Here is a 14,605-nt window from a genome sequence, read left to right on the forward strand (position 1 = left end):
CTGAGCGAGGCTCGCAGATAATGCGCGCCAAAGCAGGACCCTGGCCGATGTACAAGAAGAATGCGCGCCAACCAGACACCCTCGACCACCATGCGCACGCGCCCACCACGCGCGAGGCCTTCGGTCATTGGCGCCAGGCGAATGACATCCTGAAGCGCACCCGCCTGGGCGGCAGCTTCTACCTGCTGGCCTGGGGCCTGTGCTGGTTCTTCAGCAACCGGCCCGGCGCGCAGGGCCTGGCCGGCGTGGGCGTCACGCTGCTGTTCGCGGGCCTGCTGGCGGCGCGGCTGCTGCACCGGCTGCCTTCCCAGGCCAGCACCACCCGGCTGCGTCGCTGGCTGTTCGTGCACTGGAACATCGTGCTGGCCACCGCGGGCAGCTGGGGCGCGGTGAGCAGCTGGGTGCTGTGGTCGCCCGACTTCGCCTCGTCGCGGCTGATCGCCGTCGTCTCCACCATCGCCTTCGGCACCGCCATGGCCTTCACCTTCGCGATGAACCCGCGCAAGGCGCTGGCGGGGGTGGGCCTGCTGTGCCTGCCGGCCATCGCCACACTGGCGCTGCAGGGGCGCGAGCAGCTGCCGGTGGTGCTCACGCTGGGCGTGTACCTGCTGTTCCTGCTGCTGGCGCTGCAGCGCGGCCATGCGGAGTACCACGCGCACACCGAGATGGCCTTCGAGCTGCTCGACCAGCGCGAGCGCTTCCGCGTGCTCAGCCGCACCGATGGCCTGACGCAGCTGGGCAACCGCTTCCACTTCAATTCCGTGCTGCCGGTGCTGGCGGCCACGGCGCGGCGCAACCGCACGCAGCTGTCGCTGGCGATGTTCGACATCGACTGGTTCAAGCGCATCAACGACACCCACGGCCATGCCGCCGGCGACGCCTGCCTGGCTGCCTTCGCCGACTGGATGCGTCACACCTTCCGTCGCGACGGCGACGTGATCGTACGGCTGGGCGGCGAGGAGTTCGGCGTGCTGATGCCCGACACGCCGGCCGCGCAGGGCTGGCACCGTGCCGAGGCCTTCCGCCGCCAGGTGGCGCAGACGCCGGTGGCCTGGCGCGACCAGCAGATCGCCCTCAGCACCAGCGGCGGCGTGGGCGTGTACAGCCCGGCGCTGGACCCCACGCACGATCACCTGGTGCAGCGCGTGGACCGGGCGCTCTATGCCGCCAAGGCCCGCGGCCGCAACCAGGTGACGGTGGCCGAAAGCACTGTGCTGGCGCCGATGGTCGAGCCGCTGCGCTACCCGGCCGGTCAGGGCTGAAGCGGGGCGGCCGGCAGGGCGTCGGCCAGCGCTGCGGCGGGCTGCAGGCGGCCCACCTCGGTGCCGTTCCAGTTGCGCAGCCGTGGCGTGCACAGGCTGTCGACCAGGGCGGCCTGCGGGCCCTGCAGCGGCAGCAGCGCGCGGATCACCGCGGCCATCACCACCTCGGCCGCGCGGGCGTTGTTGCCGTCGTCCATCTTCAGTGCCACGCCCAGGCCCAGCTCGGGCAGGGCTGCGCCATAGACGCCCTCGGCGCCCACCTTGCAGAACAGGCGCTCGCCCAGGCTTTCCATCACCCGGGTATCGAAGCGGCCGCTGCCGGCCACCATGAACGGCGCGGCCGCCACCGCGCGCCGCAGCCGGGCCGCGGCCGCCGCATGCGCGGGCGACAGGCCCACGCCGGTGCCGATGCGCGCGAAGCCCAGCGCCATGGCCTGCAGCGGCAACCCGAAGGTGGGAATGGCGCAGCCGTCGGTGCCCATCGGCGCCCGCGCCAGGTCGCAGCCGGTGGCCGCCTGCAGCGCGGCGGTCACCTCGCGCATTAGCGGATGGTCGGGCTGCACATAGCCCTGCAGGAAGGCGCGGGGGTCCTGCCCGCGGTCGGCGGCCATCAGGCAGCCCACGCAGACGAAGCCGGCATGCTTGCCGGAACAGTTGTTGTGCAGCGCACTGGGCTGGGCGCCGGCGGCGGCCAGCGCGCGGCCGGCCACGTCCAGCATCGGCCAGTGCGCGCCGCAGCCCAGCACGCTGTCGTCCAGGCCGGCCTTGGCCAGCACGGCGGCGGCGGTGGCCGCATGTGCCGCCTCGCCGTTGTGGGAGGCGCAGGCCAGCGCCAGCTCCGCATCCACCAGGCCGAAGCGGTCGGCCGCGCCGCTGGCCACCAGGGGCAGCGCCTGCATCACCTTCACTGCGGAGCGGGGGAACACCGGGCGCGCCATGTCGCCCAGCAGGGTGTGCGGCGTGCCTTCGGCATCCACGATGGCCAGCGCGCCGCGGTGGAAGGATTCGATGCTGCTGCCGCGCAGCACCTCGACGAGAACCGGATGGGAAGTCATGGGCGGGCACTGTATCGCCCGCGGATGCCGCGCCCGGCCGGCTCAAGTTGCAACCGATTACACCGAAAAGCCAGCGGCCCCTTCGTTGAGCAGTACGGGGCACCCATTCCCGAACTGTTCAAGCAAGGAGCACTGCATGAAGCGTCGCGACTTCGCGAAGGCGCTGGTATTTCCGCTGGCCGCCATCGCGCTCACCGCCCCCTGGACCCGCGTCAAGGCCGAGCGCCTGCGCCCCGTGCCGGCCTGCGCCGCAGGAAGAAAGGCGGCCCGATGACGCGCAAGTGATCCTGGCAGTGCCTGCGGATCCGCACCCGGCTGATCGGCAACAGCAACACGCATGTGGAGCATGGCATCGCGCTGGTGAACGAGGCGGTCGCCGCCGGCGAGCCGGCTTGCCGAGGCCGTGGCCGCCTTCCGGCGGGCCGCCGATCCCGCCTGACCCTGCGCCGGCGGCGGCATGCGGCCGCCGCGACAATGCCGGCGATGGACATCTACGGCATCGACTTCAGCAGCGCACCCACGGCGCGCAAGCCCGTGGTGGTGGCGCATGGCCGGCTGGAAGGCGCCCGCGCCACGCTGCTGCGCATCGACAGCCTGCCCACCCTGGACGCCTTCGGCCAATGGCTGCACACGCCGGGGCCGTGGGTCGGCGGCTTCGACCTGCCCTTCGGCCTGCCGCGCGAGCTGGTGGAGGCGCTGGACTGGCCGCGCGAATGGGCGCCGCTGATGCAGCACTACGCCACCCTGAGTCGCGCGCAGATCCGCGAGACCTTCGCCGCCTTCTGCAATGCCCGCCCGGTGGGCGGCAAGTTCGCGCACCGCGCGGTGGACCGCCCGGCCGGCTCGTCGCCCAGCATGAAGTGGGTGAACCCGCCGGTGGCCTACATGCTGCATGCCGGCGTGCCGCTGCTGCTGCAGGCCGGCGTGCACCTGCCCGGCCACCAGGTGGCGGCCGCCGATGCGCAGGCCGCCCCGCGCGTGGCACTGGAGGCCTATCCCGGCCTGCTGGCACGTGAGCTGATCGGCAGCCGCTCCTACAAGAGCGACGAGCGCGCCAAGCACACGCCCGAGCGCCTGATCGCGCGCAAGGACATCGTGGAAGCGCTGGAGCAGGGTCGCAGCCGCCTCGGGCTGCGGCTGAAGCTCAGCCATGCGCAGCGCGATGCGCTGGCCGCCGACGGCAGCGGCGACCGGCTGGATGCGGTGCTGTGCATGCTGCAGGCCGCCTGGGCCAGCCGCCAGCCGGACTGGGGCCTGCCGGCCGACTTCGATCCGGTGGAAGGCTGGATCGTCTCGGTGCCGCCGGCGCCGTCGCAGGCCGTGGCGGCGCCGGCGCCCAGTCCGCGGCGCACCCGGGCCGCGCTGGCCAAGGCCTGAGCGCCGGGATGGCAGGCCCGCGCGGCGGCTTCAAGCCCGGCGACTGGTTCCAGCAGCATGGCTGGAAGCCCTTTCCCTTCCAGCGCGATGTGTGGTCCGCGATGGTGGCGGGCCGCAGCGGCCTGCTGCATGCCACCACCGGCGCAGGCAAGACCTATGCGGTGTGGTTCGGCGCGCTGGCCCGCGCGGCCGCGCTGGGCGCGCCGCTGCCTGGCCGCAGCGCGCCACCGCTGGGTGTGTTGTGGCTCACGCCCATGCGCGCGCTGGCCGCCGACACCACCCGCGCGTTGCAGCTGCCGCTGCCCGAGGTGGCCCCGGCCTGGAGCATCGGCCAGCGCACCGGCGACACCGCCTCGGCCGAGCGGGCCCGCCAGGACCGCAAGCTGCCCACCGCGCTGGTCACCACGCCCGAGTCGCTGACCCTGATGCTCACCCGCGCCAGTGCGCGCGAGGACCTGGCGGGCGTGCACACCGTCATCGTCGACGAGTGGCACGAGCTGGTGGGCAACAAGCGCGGCGTGCAGGTGCAGCTGGCCATCGCACGGCTGCGGCAATGGAACCCGCGGCTGGTGGTGTGGGGCCTGTCGGCCACGCTGGGCAATTCGGCCGAGGCCATGGCCACGCTGGTGGGCCACGAGGCGGGCGAGCTGGTGCTGGGCCGGGTGCCCAAGGACCTGGCCATCGATACGCTGCTGCCGGCCGACGTTGGCCACTTCTCGTGGGGCGGGCACCTGGGCGCGCAGATGCAGATGCCGGTGGTGGAGGAGATCGAGCGCTCCGGCACCACGCTGGTCTTCACCAACGTGCGCTCGCAGGCCGAGGCCTGGTACCAGCTGCTGCTGGCCGCGCGGCCCGACTGGGCGGGCGTGGTGGCGCTGCACCACGGATCGCTGGACAAGAGCGTGCGCGAATGGGTGGAGCTGGGCCTGAAGGAAGGCCGGCTGCGCGCGGTGGTGGCCACCTCCAGCCTGGACCTGGGCGTGGACTTCCTGCCGGTGGAGCGGGTGCTGCAGATTGGCAGCGCCAAGGGCGTGGCACGGCTGCTGCAGCGTGCCGGCCGCAGCGGCCACGCACCCGGCCGGCCCAGCCGGGTGACGCTGGTGCCCACGCAGGCGCTGGAGCTGGTGGAAGGCGCCGCCGCCCGCCGCGCCGCGCAGGCCGGCCAGGTGGAAGGCCGCCGCACGCCGGCCAAGCCGCTGGACGTGCTGGTGCAGCACCTGGTGACCGTGGCGCTGGGCGGCGGCTTCACCGCCGATGCGTTGTATGAGGAAGTGCGCGGCGCACCTGCCTATACAAGTTTGACGCGCGAGGAGTTCGACTGGGCGCTGTCCTTCGTGGAGCGCGGCGGCAGCAGTCTGGGCGCGTATCCCGAGTACCACCGCGTGGTGCCCGACGAGCACGGCGTGTACTGCGTGCCCGACGCGGCCATCGCGCGCCGCCACCGCATGGGCGTGGGCACCATCGTCAGCGACTCCACCATGCCCATCCAGTGGGTGGGTGGCGGCGTGCTGGGGCACATGGAGGAGAGCTTCATCGCGCGGCTGAACCCCGGCGACTGCTTCGTCTTCGGCGGCCGCGCGCTGGAATACGTGCGCACCCGCGACATGACGGCCTATGTCAAGAAGGCCAGCGGCCGCAGCGGCAAGCTCGCCTCGTGGAACGGCGCCAAGATGCCGCTGTCCAGCGAGCTGGCCGATGCGTTGCAGGCCCTGCTGCACCAGGCCGCGCAGGAGGTGGCCGACACCTTCCCCGCCGGTCCGCCGGCGGCCGATGCACCGCCGCCGCCGGGGCGCAAGGGCGCCGCCTTCGGCGAGCCGGAGCTGCGGGCCGCCTGGCCGATGCTGCAGGTGCAGGTGCGGTTGTCGCACCTGCCGCAAGCCGGCCGGCTGCTGGTGGAGCAGTACCGCTCGCGCGAAGGTCATCACCTCTTCGTCTATGCCTTCGGCGGCCGCAACGTGCACCTGGGCATTGCGCAGCTGCTGGCCTGGCGCTTCGCGCGCACGCAACCCAACACCTTCTCCATCTCGATCAACGACTACGGCTTCGAGCTGCTGAGCATCAATCCGGTGGACGTGGCGCCGCTGCTGGACGGCAGCGTGCTGGCCGAGCAGGACCTGCTGCACGACATGCTGGCCAGCCTCAACAGCAGCGCCCTGGCGCGCAAGCGCTTCCGCGAGATCGCGCGGGTGGCCGGCCTGATCTTCAGCGGCTTTCCCGGCGCGCCCAAGAGCACGCGGCAGCTGCAGGCGTCGTCCAGCCTGTTCTACGAGGTGTTCCGCAAGTACGACGCGGGCAACCGCCTGCTCAGCCAGGCCGAGCACGAGGTGCTGGCCCAGGAACTGGAGCTGGGCCGGCTGGGCAGCGTGCTGGCGCGCATGCGCTCGCTGCACATCGACCTGGTGTCGCTGCAGGTGCCCACGCCCTTCAGCCTGCCGCTGATGGTGGAGCGCTTCCGCGAGCAGCTCAGCACCGAGAAGCTGGCCGACCGGCTGGCCCGCATCGTGGCCGATGCGGAGAGGGTGCTGGCCCATCCACCGCTGCCTGGCAGGCCCCGCCTGCCCAAGGCCCGGGTGGTGCGCCGCAGGGCCTGAGCCGGGGCCACGCGCCTTCATCCGGCGAGCCTGGCGCGCTGCACCGCGGCAGGGCAAACAGCGGGCCTCCCTGCAGCTTTCTTCGTGCGGGTTTACACGTTCTTTGCATTGAGTTGGTGCGCCGTTAGAGTGAATTTGCACCACATCGAGTGCATACAACCACGTCAGGAGACAGTCTCATGGTCCCTTGTCTGAGGGCCGGCCGCATTGGGCTGGCGGGCGTCGCTCCCTTGTTGCTGGTGGCGTGTGCCATGCCCCCCATGGCGGGCAAGCAGGTGGTGTCCAGTCCCGATGCGCCCGCGGCCATCGGGCCTTATTCGCAAGCCATCAAGCATGGCAACACCTTGTACCTGGCGGGTCAGATTCCCATCGACCCCAAGACCAACCAGCTCAACACCGGCTCGATCGAGGAGCAGACCCGCCTGGTGCTGGACAACCTCAAGGCCGTGCTTGCCGCCAATGGCATGACGCTGGACGACGTGGTGCTGACCCACGTGTTCATGAAGGACCTGAACGACTTCGCGAAGATGAATGCCGTCTACGCGACCTACTTCAAGGACAAGCCGCCTGCCCGTGCCACGGTGCAGGTCGCGCGGCTGCCACGCGACGTGGCGGTCGAGATCTCGGCGGTCGCGGCCCGCTAGCACGCGCCGGGCCAGGCGGCCCGGCCTTTTCCGCCCTTCGGCCTTCATCCACCGAGCGTACAAGACGCGCCGGGTGCCGCATTGCGCCCATCCACTTCACTGCAGTACGGAAGGAAGTTCCATGTCCGAGCATCAACATCCGGTGTCCTCGCAGCCTGAGGCCCAGCCCCAGCGCCGCAACTTCTTCAAGCTGATGGGCGCCGGTGCCGGCGCGCTGGCCGCGGGCACGCTGCCGCTGGTGAGCAAGGAGGCCTTCGCGGCCACCAACCACGTGATGGGCGAGCCGCATCCGGCCTTCGTGCTGGACCCGTCCATCCTCTACATGAACATCGGCACCACCGGCAGCACGCCGGCGCACCTGCTGCGCGCCTTCGACGACTACAACCGCGAGGTGGCGCGCAACCCGCGCGAGACCCTGGGAGGCACCACGCCGATGCGCGCGGCCATTGCCCCCGGCTTTGGTTGCGAGACCGAAGAGATCGTGATGACCTACAACACCACCGACGGGATGAACAAGATCCTGGCCGGGGTGGAGCTGAATGCCGGCGACGAGATCATCACCACCAACCATGAGCACCCGGGCGGCAATGGCCCGATGAACCTGCTGGCCTGGCGCAAGGGCGTGGTCATCAAGCGGGTGGAGCTGCCGGTGGGCAACAACCAGACCGCGCAGGACTACGTGAACCTGTTTGCCGCGGCCATCACCGCCAAGACCAAGGCCTTCGTGTTCTCGGCGCCCACGTACCTGACGGGCACCATGCTGCCGTACAAGCGCCTGGCGCAGCTGGCGCAGCAGAACAACATCATGACCATCGTGGACGGCGCGCATGCCACCGGCATGTTCAACCTCAAGTTCCACGAGACCGGCATCGACTTCTGGGGCTGCTCCGGCCACAAGTGGCAATGCGGCCCCGGCGGCACCGGCATCCTGTACATCCGCAACCGGGTGAGCCAGTACAACCCGCGCCCGCTGTTCAACTTCTGGCCGACCAACACCAACAACACCGCGCTCACCGGACCGCGCACCAACGACAACGCGGCCAGCTACCAGATCGGCACGCGGGTGCAGAGCATCGGCAACCCGAACTATCCGATGCTCAAGGTGTTCAGCGAATGCTGCACCTACTGGGACGAGATCGGCCGCGCCGCCATCGAGGCGCACGACCTGGCGCTGTCGGCCTACCTCAAGCAGAAGATCGCGCAGGCCTGGGGCACCTCGCGGCTGTATTCGCCGATGGGCGACCCGGAGCTGGTGTCGGCGCTGACCTCGTTCAACCCGTTCCACGGGCCGTCGCTCTCGCTGGCCGCCGGCAGCACCGCGGCCGCGGCCGAGACGGCGCAGTCCGGCACCTTCGTCGAGCGCATGCGCACCGAGTACGGCATCGTCATCCGCAACACCGCCGTGCCGGTGCCGGGCTCCACCGCATCGCACCATCCGCTGCGCATCTCCACCCACCTGTTCCATTCGGCGCAGGACGTGGACCGGCTGGTGGCCTCCATGCGGGAGCTGACCAAGCGCATGCTGGCCGGCCGTTGATGCCGCCGCCCGTCCACTTGACTAGACAAGCCAGGAGTACCTCCATGATCCGCAAGCACACCCCGCTGGCGCTGGCCGCCGCGCTGCTGTTCATCGCCCACGGCGCATCGGCCGCCACCTTCGAATTCACCGGCACTACCGCGGGCGGGCCCACGTTCAGCAGGCCGGTTGAAACGCTGGACTTCATCCCCACGATCGACCCGGTCGCCTACAGCGCGTTCGAGTTCACCGTCAGCAGCACCGGCTTCTACAACTTTCTGAGCGTGGCCAACGGCGGCTGGGACAACTTCACCCTGCTGTACGGCCCGGGCTTCAACCCGGCCTTCCCGCTGACCAACGCCATCGTGGCCAACGACGACCGCAACTTCACCGCCGGCGAGTCGGCCTTCTCGGCCAACCTGTCGGCCGGTGTCCGCTACACCTACGTCACCACCGGCCTTGAATCGATGGCGTTCGGCGCCTTCAACAACAGCATCGAAGGCATGGGCACCGTCACCGCGGTGCCCGAGCCGTCCACCTACCTGATGCTGGCGCTGGGCCTGGCGGCCCTGGGCTGCAAGCGGCTCTCAGCCCGCCGGGCCGCCCCAAGGGGCTGACGCCCCCTCGGGGGGCCGCGAGCGCAGCGAGCTTGGGGGCTGGCCTCAGTTCTCGGCGTCGAGGATGAAGCGGGCGTTGTCGATCAGCACCTCCAGCCGCACCCGGGCGCGGCTGCCCAGCCGGCCTTCGGTGCCGGCGGCCTCGAAGCATTCGATCTCGAGGTCGCCGGTGCCGTAGCGCTGCGTCAGGCAGTAGTACGGCCGGCCGCGGTTCATCTCCACCGACCAGCGCATCTCCGACGTGCCCGCCACTCTGGTGCCGCTGCAGTCGGCATATTCGGTGGAGCGCAGGAAGGGGCCGCTGTCGCCCACGCGCGCCGCGGTGGGCAGGTTGCCGGTCAGCGTGGACAGGCTGCACTCGGTGCCGTCGTAGCGGGTGCCGGCCACGGCGCCGGTGGCCGCGTTGTGGAAGATCTCCTGCGAGACGGTGTCGGTGCTGGCATTGCCCTGCGACAGCGTGGCCGACTGCGTGGCCCGGTCGTACACCTGGTTGTCCAGCGGAAAGATGCCCGGCACGCCGGGCGCATAGCTCAGCCGAAGCTGGTAGTCCAGGTTGTCGTTGCCGCGGCCGGCCACCGTCCAGCTGCCACCCACCGTGAGCAGCTGGTGCATGCCGGCACGCACGTTGAAGGTGGTGTTGGACGGCAGGCCGTCGTCATCGTCGCTGCCGCCGCCGCAGGCGGCCAGCAGGGTGGTGGCGGCCGCCAGGGCCAGCACCAGGGCGCCCGACAGCGGGCGCGAATACTTCGCGGGCGTGAACATCATTGCCTCGTTGATTGCCGTGCGTGTCACTTTAACTGCGGCCGGCGGATGCCGCCGAAGGCCACGGGCGGCAGAATGCGCCGCGCACCCCCGCCCGCTCCGCGGCCCCTGGCGGCCGCCCTGATCGCCCGATGTCGTCCACCCCTCGCGCCGCCGCCGCGCCCACCGCGGCATGACCCGCCTGTCGATCCCCCGCCGCTGGACCTGGCATGTGCCGGCCCATGGCATCAACGGCATCAGCGTGGCGCTGGGCGTGCTGCTGGTGCAGCTGGTGGGCGGCCTGCTGGGCGGCCATGCGGCGGCGCTGGTGGCCTCGGGCGGCGCCATCTTCGCCAGCCTGGCCGACACCCCGAACCCGCCGCGCCGCACGCTGCGCCGGGTGGCCACCGCGGCCATCGTGGGCTTCGTGGCCACGGTGCTGGTCACGGCGCTGCGCTCGCATGAGCTGGCGCTGGGCGGGCTCATCACGCTGATCGCCTTCGTGTCCAGCCTGATGCTGGCCTGGGGCGTGCGGGCCGGGCCCATCTCCTTCGTGCCCATCCTGGCGATCGTGTTCACCATGGCCGCGCCGCCGCTGCAGGGCTGGCAGTCGCAGGCCGCGCATGCGGGCTGGACGGCGCTGGGTGGCTGCCTGTACCTGGTGTGGTCGGTGCTGTCGTCGCGGCTGCTGCAGCCGCGCTACCGCGCGCTGGCGCTGGCGGCCGCGCTGGAGGCCACGGCCGCGCTGCTGCGCTCGCGCGCGGCGCTGCTGCTGCAGGACCGCATGCGGCCCGAAGGTGCGCCGCCGCTGCAGGATTGGATGGACCGCCAGGTGAGCCTGGACGAGCGGCTGCAGGCCGCACGCGACCTGCTGTTCGAAGCCGCCCACCGCACCGGCGCCAAGGCGGCCGACGTGCCACGTGGCATCGCGGTGCTGCTGCTGGCCATCGACCTGCGCGACACGTTGCTGGGCAGCGAGCTGGACCTGGACCTGCTGGGCCACGACGCGCCGGCCGAGCGCCTGCGCGGCCAGCTCGCCGCCACCATCGACACCACCGCCGCCGCGCTGGACCGCATGGCGCTGGCGCTGCAGCTGGGCCTGCCGGGCGATGCGCCCAGCTCGCGCCACCAGCCGGCGCTGGCCGATGCGGTGGAGGCCTTCGGCGCCAATCCTTCGCGCAGTGCGCTGGCCACCGCGCTGCTGGACCGCTCGCGCCACATCGCCGACGACCTGGCCCGCATGCAGGCGGCGCTGGCGGGCATCGAGCTGCCGCGGCCACTGGGCGCGGACGAGCTGCGCTTCTTCGTCTCGCCCGAAGGCTGGCCGCTGGCGGCGCTGCGGCCGCACCTGCGCCTGGGCTCGCCGATCTTCCGCCATGCGCTGCGCAGCGCGGTGGCGCTGGGCACGGCCTACTTCCTGGCGCTGGCGCTGCCCTGGGCCTCGCATCCGCACTGGCTGGTGCTGAGCGTGGGCGTGGTGCTGCGCGGCAACCTGGACCAGACGCTGTCGCGGCGCGATGCACGGGTGGCCGGCACGGTGCTGGGCTGCCTGCTGGTGCTGGTGTTCGCGCAGGTGCATTCGCCGCTGCTGTCCAGCCTGGTGTTCCTGGTGGCGGCTGGTACCTCGCATGCATTCGTCAACGTGCGCTACCTGGTCACCGCCACCGCGGCCACGGTGATGGCGCTGGTGCAGGCCCACCTGGCCGATCCGGCCGGCGGCTTCGGCGTGGGCGAGCGGCTGGCCGACACGGTGCTGGGCGCGTTGCTGGCCTGGGGCTTCAGCTACGTGCTGCCGGCCTGGGAGCGGCGCGGCGTGGGCCGCCTGGTGGAGCGGGTGCAGCGCAGCCTGCGCACCCTGGTGCAGGAGGCGCTGCGGTGGCCCGAGCCGGGCGCCCGCGACGTGGCGCTGCGCTTGGCGCGGCGAGAGGTGTACGAGGCCATCGGCGGCATCGCCGCGAGCGCGCAGCGCACCCGTGCGGAGCCCCAGCGGGTGCAGGTGCCGCTGTACGCCATGGCCACGCTGCTCACGCAGTGCCATGTGCTGCTGGCCCAGCTGGCGGCGGTGCGCACCATGCTCACCCGCCGGGCCGACCGGCTGGACCGTGAAGCCTCCGAGCACGCGCTGCGCGAGGCGGCGGCGGAGATCGATGCGGTGCTGGCGGCCATCGGCGATGCGCAGCGGCCGCCGGAGGCCGGGCCGCCGCGCCTGCCGCCGCAGAGCACCGGCGACCTGCGGCTGCCGCCGCTGGGCCACAACGAGCCGCTGCTGCCCTGGCTGCAGCGCCGGCTGGGGCTGGCGGTGCTGGGCGCGCGGCGGGTGGCCGCGGCCGCGGCGGCGGTGGCGCAGGCACGCCGGCAGGGCTGAGGCTGCCGCGGCGCGGACGGTGCGCTACCAGCGGTCGGGCAGCTGCAGCGCCAGCACCAGCAGGCCGCCTTCCTTGACCAGGTAGCCGCCGCGCTCCAGATCCTTCATCAGCCGGCTGATCATCTCGCGCGAGCAGCCCACCCGGTGCGCCAGCGCCTGGTGCGTCAGCCGCTCGGAGATGACGCGGCGCCCGGTGGCATCGGGCTGCGCCAGCGCATTCAGCAGGTGGGCCAGGCGGCCGTAGACGTCGTTCAGCGCGATCTGCCGCGCCGACAGCGTGGCCGCCCGGGCGCGCCGGATCAGCCGCGACAGCAGCACGAAGGCGAATTCCGGATGCTCGGCCAAATAGGCGGTGAGGGCCTGCCTGCCCACCATCGCGCATTCGGTGGGCTCCAGCGTCACCACGCTGGCGGAACGGCGCTCGCCGTCCAGGCTCATCTCGCCCACGTAGTCGCCGGGTCCGTAGAGGCCATAGGTCACCTCGCGGCCGTTGCGGTCGGCCGAGAACACCCGCACCCGGCCCGACAGGATGATGAAGATCGCGTCGCCGGCATCGCCTTCCTCGATCAGCAGGGCGCCGCGGGGGCAGCGCATGCGGCTGCCGCGGGCGGCCAGCTCGGCCAGGTGCGCGGGCAGCGGCGGGGGCGGTTCGGGCGGCGAAGGCGGCGGCGGGGCCAGGGGCATCGCCCGATGCTATCGGGCGGCGGCCGTGCCGCGCATCCCGACGATCACCGGCGCGGCGTGCCCGCTACATCGGCATCGTGCCGCCGGCCGACCACAGGCTGCGGCGCAGCGAGCCCATCAGCGGCGGCAGCACCGCCACCGTGCGCACCAGCTCGTCCAGGTTGCGCGCGCCCAGCTTGGTGCGGATGCTGCTGATGTGGGTGCGCGTGGTGGACACCTTGACGCCATTGCGCCGTGCGGCCTCGGCCGGCGAATCGCCGTTGCACAGGCACAGCAGCACGCGGGTCTCGGCGGCGGTCAGGCCATGGGTCTTGCCGAAGGAGACGGCGGTGAGCTCCTCGCACACCCGGCGCTTGCCCAGGACCACCAGCACGCTGCCGGACGCGGTGTCGGCGGTGGCGGCCAGCGGGATCACCGCCACCGTGCTGCGCTGGCCCTGCGGGCCCGCCAGCGCCACCATCGTGCGCAGTCCGCGGTGGCGGGCCGCTTCCAGCGCGGCCTGCAGCGCACCGGCCTCGCGCGGGCGCACGGCGCGCAGCCGGCGGCCGGCCTGCAGCTGCAGCGGATGCCATTCATCCAGCTGCGACAGCGCCGCATGGTTGGCATGGACTAGCTGGTCGTGCGCGTCCAGCACGAGCAGCCCGTAGTCGATCTCCTCCAGCACCTGCGCCAGCGCCAGCGCCTGCGGCACGCCGCCGGGCGGCGGTGGCGCGGGGCGCGACGGCTCGGGCATGCGGCCCTCGCTGCGCAGGCCCACGGCGGACATTGCCGCCTGGGAAGAGGACATGGCTTCCATCATCTGCATCGACATCTTCGGCTCCTGGCACAACAGTCATCGCTGCTGCTTGGAAGCGAGACTAGAGGTAACAAAGCTGCGCAGGGTGCAACTCTGACCGGGGCCTTTGTGCGGTTTTCACCTTCCGTGCACGGTCCTCCTCCAGCGGTAGGAGGCGGTGGCGCCGCCTCCGCCGTCCGGTGGAGGGCCCGCGGCGCCGCGGCGCCTACCTTGGAGCCATGCCGGCACACCTCGGGTGCTCGATGGCCGGCACATCGCGGCGAGCGCCCATCGAGGTCCCTATGAAGCAAGTCCTGCGTTCCATCGTTCCGGCCGTGCTGGCCGGCCTGCTGTGCACCGCGTCCGCCCTGGCCCAGCAGGCGGCCGCCGATGCCGGCCCCACCCGTGCCCAGGTGCAGGCCGAGATGCGCGCGGCCGAGGCCAGCGGCGAGACCCGTGCCCTCACCGGCGAGGACAGCGGCTCCGCCTGGCTGCAGGCGCGCCCGGCGCCGGCGGCACTCAGCCGCGCCGAGGTGCGCCGCCAGGTGCTGGAAGCCCGGCGCAGCGGCGAACTGGGTGCGCTGAGCACCGAGGACAGCGGCTCCTTCTACCTCGCCCGCCAGGGCGGTGCCATGCCGCGCCCGGCCACCGGCCTGGCCGCCGCGCCACGTTGAGCGCCACGGCGCAGGGGCAGTACGCGATGAACCACGACTTCCACTTCCTGAGCCCGCTGGAGCGCCGCTGCCTGCTGGTGGCCGGCATGGCGGCCGGCACGGCGGCGCTGGCCGCGGCGCTGATGCTGTTCGACGACGACGGCCGCACGCCCTGGTTCGCCCCGGGCAGCCCGATGGCCAGCGCCGCCGAGCACTGCGAGCGGCCTTCAGCCCCCGAGGCCCGGCATGCCTGCCTGCGGCGCATCGCCGCGGCGAGTGCCGCCGATGCGGTGGCGCTGGCCGGGCGATGAGACCGCAGTCCAGG

At 72.2% G+C, this 14,605-nt stretch carries 14 protein-coding genes; 10 read left to right on the top strand and 4 right to left on the bottom strand.

The window, feature by feature from the left end:
- The first annotated feature begins 47 nt into the window (after nt 1–47).
- Complete coding sequence (locus VO99_RS15425) at nt 48–1,262, top strand: GGDEF domain-containing protein (RefSeq protein ID WP_046113763.1); 1,215 nt, start codon at nt 48–50, stop codon at nt 1,260–1,262.
- On the opposite strand, the gene VO99_RS15430 is transcribed toward VO99_RS15425, so the two are convergent.
- A complete protein-coding gene (locus tag VO99_RS15430; protein ID WP_046113764.1) occupies nt 1,253–2,317 on the bottom strand; it encodes an asparaginase in 1,065 nt (354 codons plus the stop codon). The genes VO99_RS15425 and VO99_RS15430 overlap by 10 nt on opposite strands.
- Nucleotides 2,318–2,453: 136 nt before the next feature.
- Here VO99_RS15430 and VO99_RS30285 point away from each other — a divergent pair, with 136 nt between their 5' ends.
- From VO99_RS30285 to VO99_RS15455, 6 genes are all read left to right on the top strand, one after another.
- The gene (locus VO99_RS30285; RefSeq protein WP_157039581.1) at nt 2,454–2,591 is read left to right on the top strand and encodes a hypothetical protein; all 138 of its coding nucleotides are present in this window, start codon (nt 2,454–2,456) and stop codon (nt 2,589–2,591) included.
- Between the two features lie 200 nt (nt 2,592–2,791).
- Nucleotides 2,792–3,694, top strand: a complete 903-nt coding sequence (locus VO99_RS15435) for a DUF429 domain-containing protein (protein WP_046113832.1) — start codon at nt 2,792–2,794, stop codon at nt 3,692–3,694.
- 8 nt (nt 3,695–3,702) lie between these two features.
- A complete protein-coding gene (locus VO99_RS15440) occupies nt 3,703–6,285 on the top strand; it encodes a ligase-associated DNA damage response DEXH box helicase (protein WP_046113765.1) in 2,583 nt (860 codons plus the stop codon).
- A 251-nt stretch (nt 6,286–6,536) separates the two neighbouring features.
- A complete protein-coding gene (locus tag VO99_RS15445) occupies nt 6,537–6,929 on the top strand; it encodes a RidA family protein (RefSeq protein ID WP_232315378.1) in 393 nt (130 codons plus the stop codon).
- Between the two features lie 121 nt (nt 6,930–7,050).
- Complete coding sequence (locus VO99_RS15450) at nt 7,051–8,466, top strand: aminotransferase class V-fold PLP-dependent enzyme (protein ID WP_046113767.1); 1,416 nt, start codon at nt 7,051–7,053, stop codon at nt 8,464–8,466.
- 44 nt (nt 8,467–8,510) lie between these two features.
- A complete protein-coding gene (locus VO99_RS15455) occupies nt 8,511–9,062 on the top strand; it encodes a PEP-CTERM sorting domain-containing protein (protein ID WP_052736362.1) in 552 nt (183 codons plus the stop codon).
- A 45-nt stretch (nt 9,063–9,107) separates the two neighbouring features.
- Here the strand turns inward: VO99_RS15455 and VO99_RS15460 are convergent, their stop codons facing one another.
- Nucleotides 9,108–9,824, bottom strand: coding sequence for a hypothetical protein (locus VO99_RS15460; protein ID WP_157039582.1), 717 nt, complete (start codon nt 9,822–9,824; stop codon nt 9,108–9,110).
- Nucleotides 9,825–9,996: 172 nt separating this feature from the next.
- Here VO99_RS15460 and VO99_RS15465 point away from each other — a divergent pair, with 172 nt between their 5' ends.
- Nucleotides 9,997–12,168, top strand: coding sequence for an FUSC family protein (locus VO99_RS15465; RefSeq protein ID WP_046113769.1), 2,172 nt, complete (start codon nt 9,997–9,999; stop codon nt 12,166–12,168).
- Between the two features lie 24 nt (nt 12,169–12,192).
- Here VO99_RS15465 and VO99_RS15470 read toward each other — a convergent pair whose 3' ends face one another.
- Together VO99_RS15470 and VO99_RS15475 are read right to left on the bottom strand one after the other, a co-directional pair.
- Nucleotides 12,193–12,852, bottom strand: a complete 660-nt coding sequence (locus tag VO99_RS15470; RefSeq protein WP_052736363.1) for a Crp/Fnr family transcriptional regulator — start codon at nt 12,850–12,852, stop codon at nt 12,193–12,195.
- 64 nt (nt 12,853–12,916) lie between these two features.
- Nucleotides 12,917–13,663: a helix-turn-helix transcriptional regulator gene (locus tag VO99_RS15475; RefSeq protein WP_052736364.1), complete on the bottom strand. Its 747-nt coding sequence runs from the start codon at nt 13,661–13,663 to the stop codon at nt 12,917–12,919.
- Between the two features lie 266 nt (nt 13,664–13,929).
- Here VO99_RS15475 and VO99_RS15480 point away from each other — a divergent pair, with 266 nt between their 5' ends.
- Both VO99_RS15480 and VO99_RS15485 read left to right on the top strand, forming a co-directional pair.
- On the top strand, nt 13,930–14,301 hold the full coding sequence (locus tag VO99_RS15480; RefSeq protein WP_046113770.1) for a DUF4148 domain-containing protein: 372 nt from the start codon (nt 13,930–13,932) through the stop codon (nt 14,299–14,301).
- Nucleotides 14,298–14,591 carry a hypothetical protein gene (locus VO99_RS15485; RefSeq protein ID WP_198156958.1) on the top strand — a complete coding sequence of 98 codons (294 nt, stop codon included), beginning with the start codon at nt 14,298–14,300 and terminating at the stop codon, nt 14,589–14,591. The genes VO99_RS15480 and VO99_RS15485 overlap by 4 nt, the downstream gene beginning before the upstream one ends.
- Nucleotides 14,592–14,605 lie beyond the last annotated feature (14 nt).

The sequence above is a fragment of the Aquincola tertiaricarbonis genome, from assembly GCF_000969605.1.
GTDB classification, from domain to species: Bacteria; Pseudomonadota; Gammaproteobacteria; order Burkholderiales; family Burkholderiaceae_C; genus Aquincola; species Aquincola tertiaricarbonis.

Coding starts and splice junctions, on each gene's coding strand:
- VO99_RS15475 (WP_052736364.1), bottom strand. CDS start 13,663: ATGTCGATGCAGATGATGGAAGCCATGTCCTCTTCCCAGGCGGCAATG.
- VO99_RS15465 (WP_046113769.1), top strand. CDS start 9,997: ATGACCCGCCTGTCGATCCCCCGCCGCTGGACCTGGCATGTGCCGGCC.
- VO99_RS30285 (WP_157039581.1), top strand. CDS start 2,454: ATGAAGCGTCGCGACTTCGCGAAGGCGCTGGTATTTCCGCTGGCCGCC.
- VO99_RS15480 (WP_046113770.1), top strand. CDS start 13,930: ATGAAGCAAGTCCTGCGTTCCATCGTTCCGGCCGTGCTGGCCGGCCTG.
- VO99_RS15440 (WP_046113765.1), top strand. CDS start 3,703: ATGGCAGGCCCGCGCGGCGGCTTCAAGCCCGGCGACTGGTTCCAGCAG.
- VO99_RS15445 (WP_232315378.1), top strand. CDS start 6,537: ATGCCCCCCATGGCGGGCAAGCAGGTGGTGTCCAGTCCCGATGCGCCC.
- VO99_RS15455 (WP_052736362.1), top strand. CDS start 8,511: ATGATCCGCAAGCACACCCCGCTGGCGCTGGCCGCCGCGCTGCTGTTC.
- VO99_RS15450 (WP_046113767.1), top strand. CDS start 7,051: ATGTCCGAGCATCAACATCCGGTGTCCTCGCAGCCTGAGGCCCAGCCC.
- VO99_RS15460 (WP_157039582.1), bottom strand. CDS start 9,824: ATGTTCACGCCCGCGAAGTATTCGCGCCCGCTGTCGGGCGCCCTGGTG.
- VO99_RS15430 (WP_046113764.1), bottom strand. CDS start 2,317: ATGACTTCCCATCCGGTTCTCGTCGAGGTGCTGCGCGGCAGCAGCATC.
- VO99_RS15425 (WP_046113763.1), top strand. CDS start 48: ATGTACAAGAAGAATGCGCGCCAACCAGACACCCTCGACCACCATGCG.
- VO99_RS15470 (WP_052736363.1), bottom strand. CDS start 12,852: ATGCCCCTGGCCCCGCCGCCGCCTTCGCCGCCCGAACCGCCCCCGCCG.
- VO99_RS15435 (WP_046113832.1), top strand. CDS start 2,792: ATGCCGGCGATGGACATCTACGGCATCGACTTCAGCAGCGCACCCACG.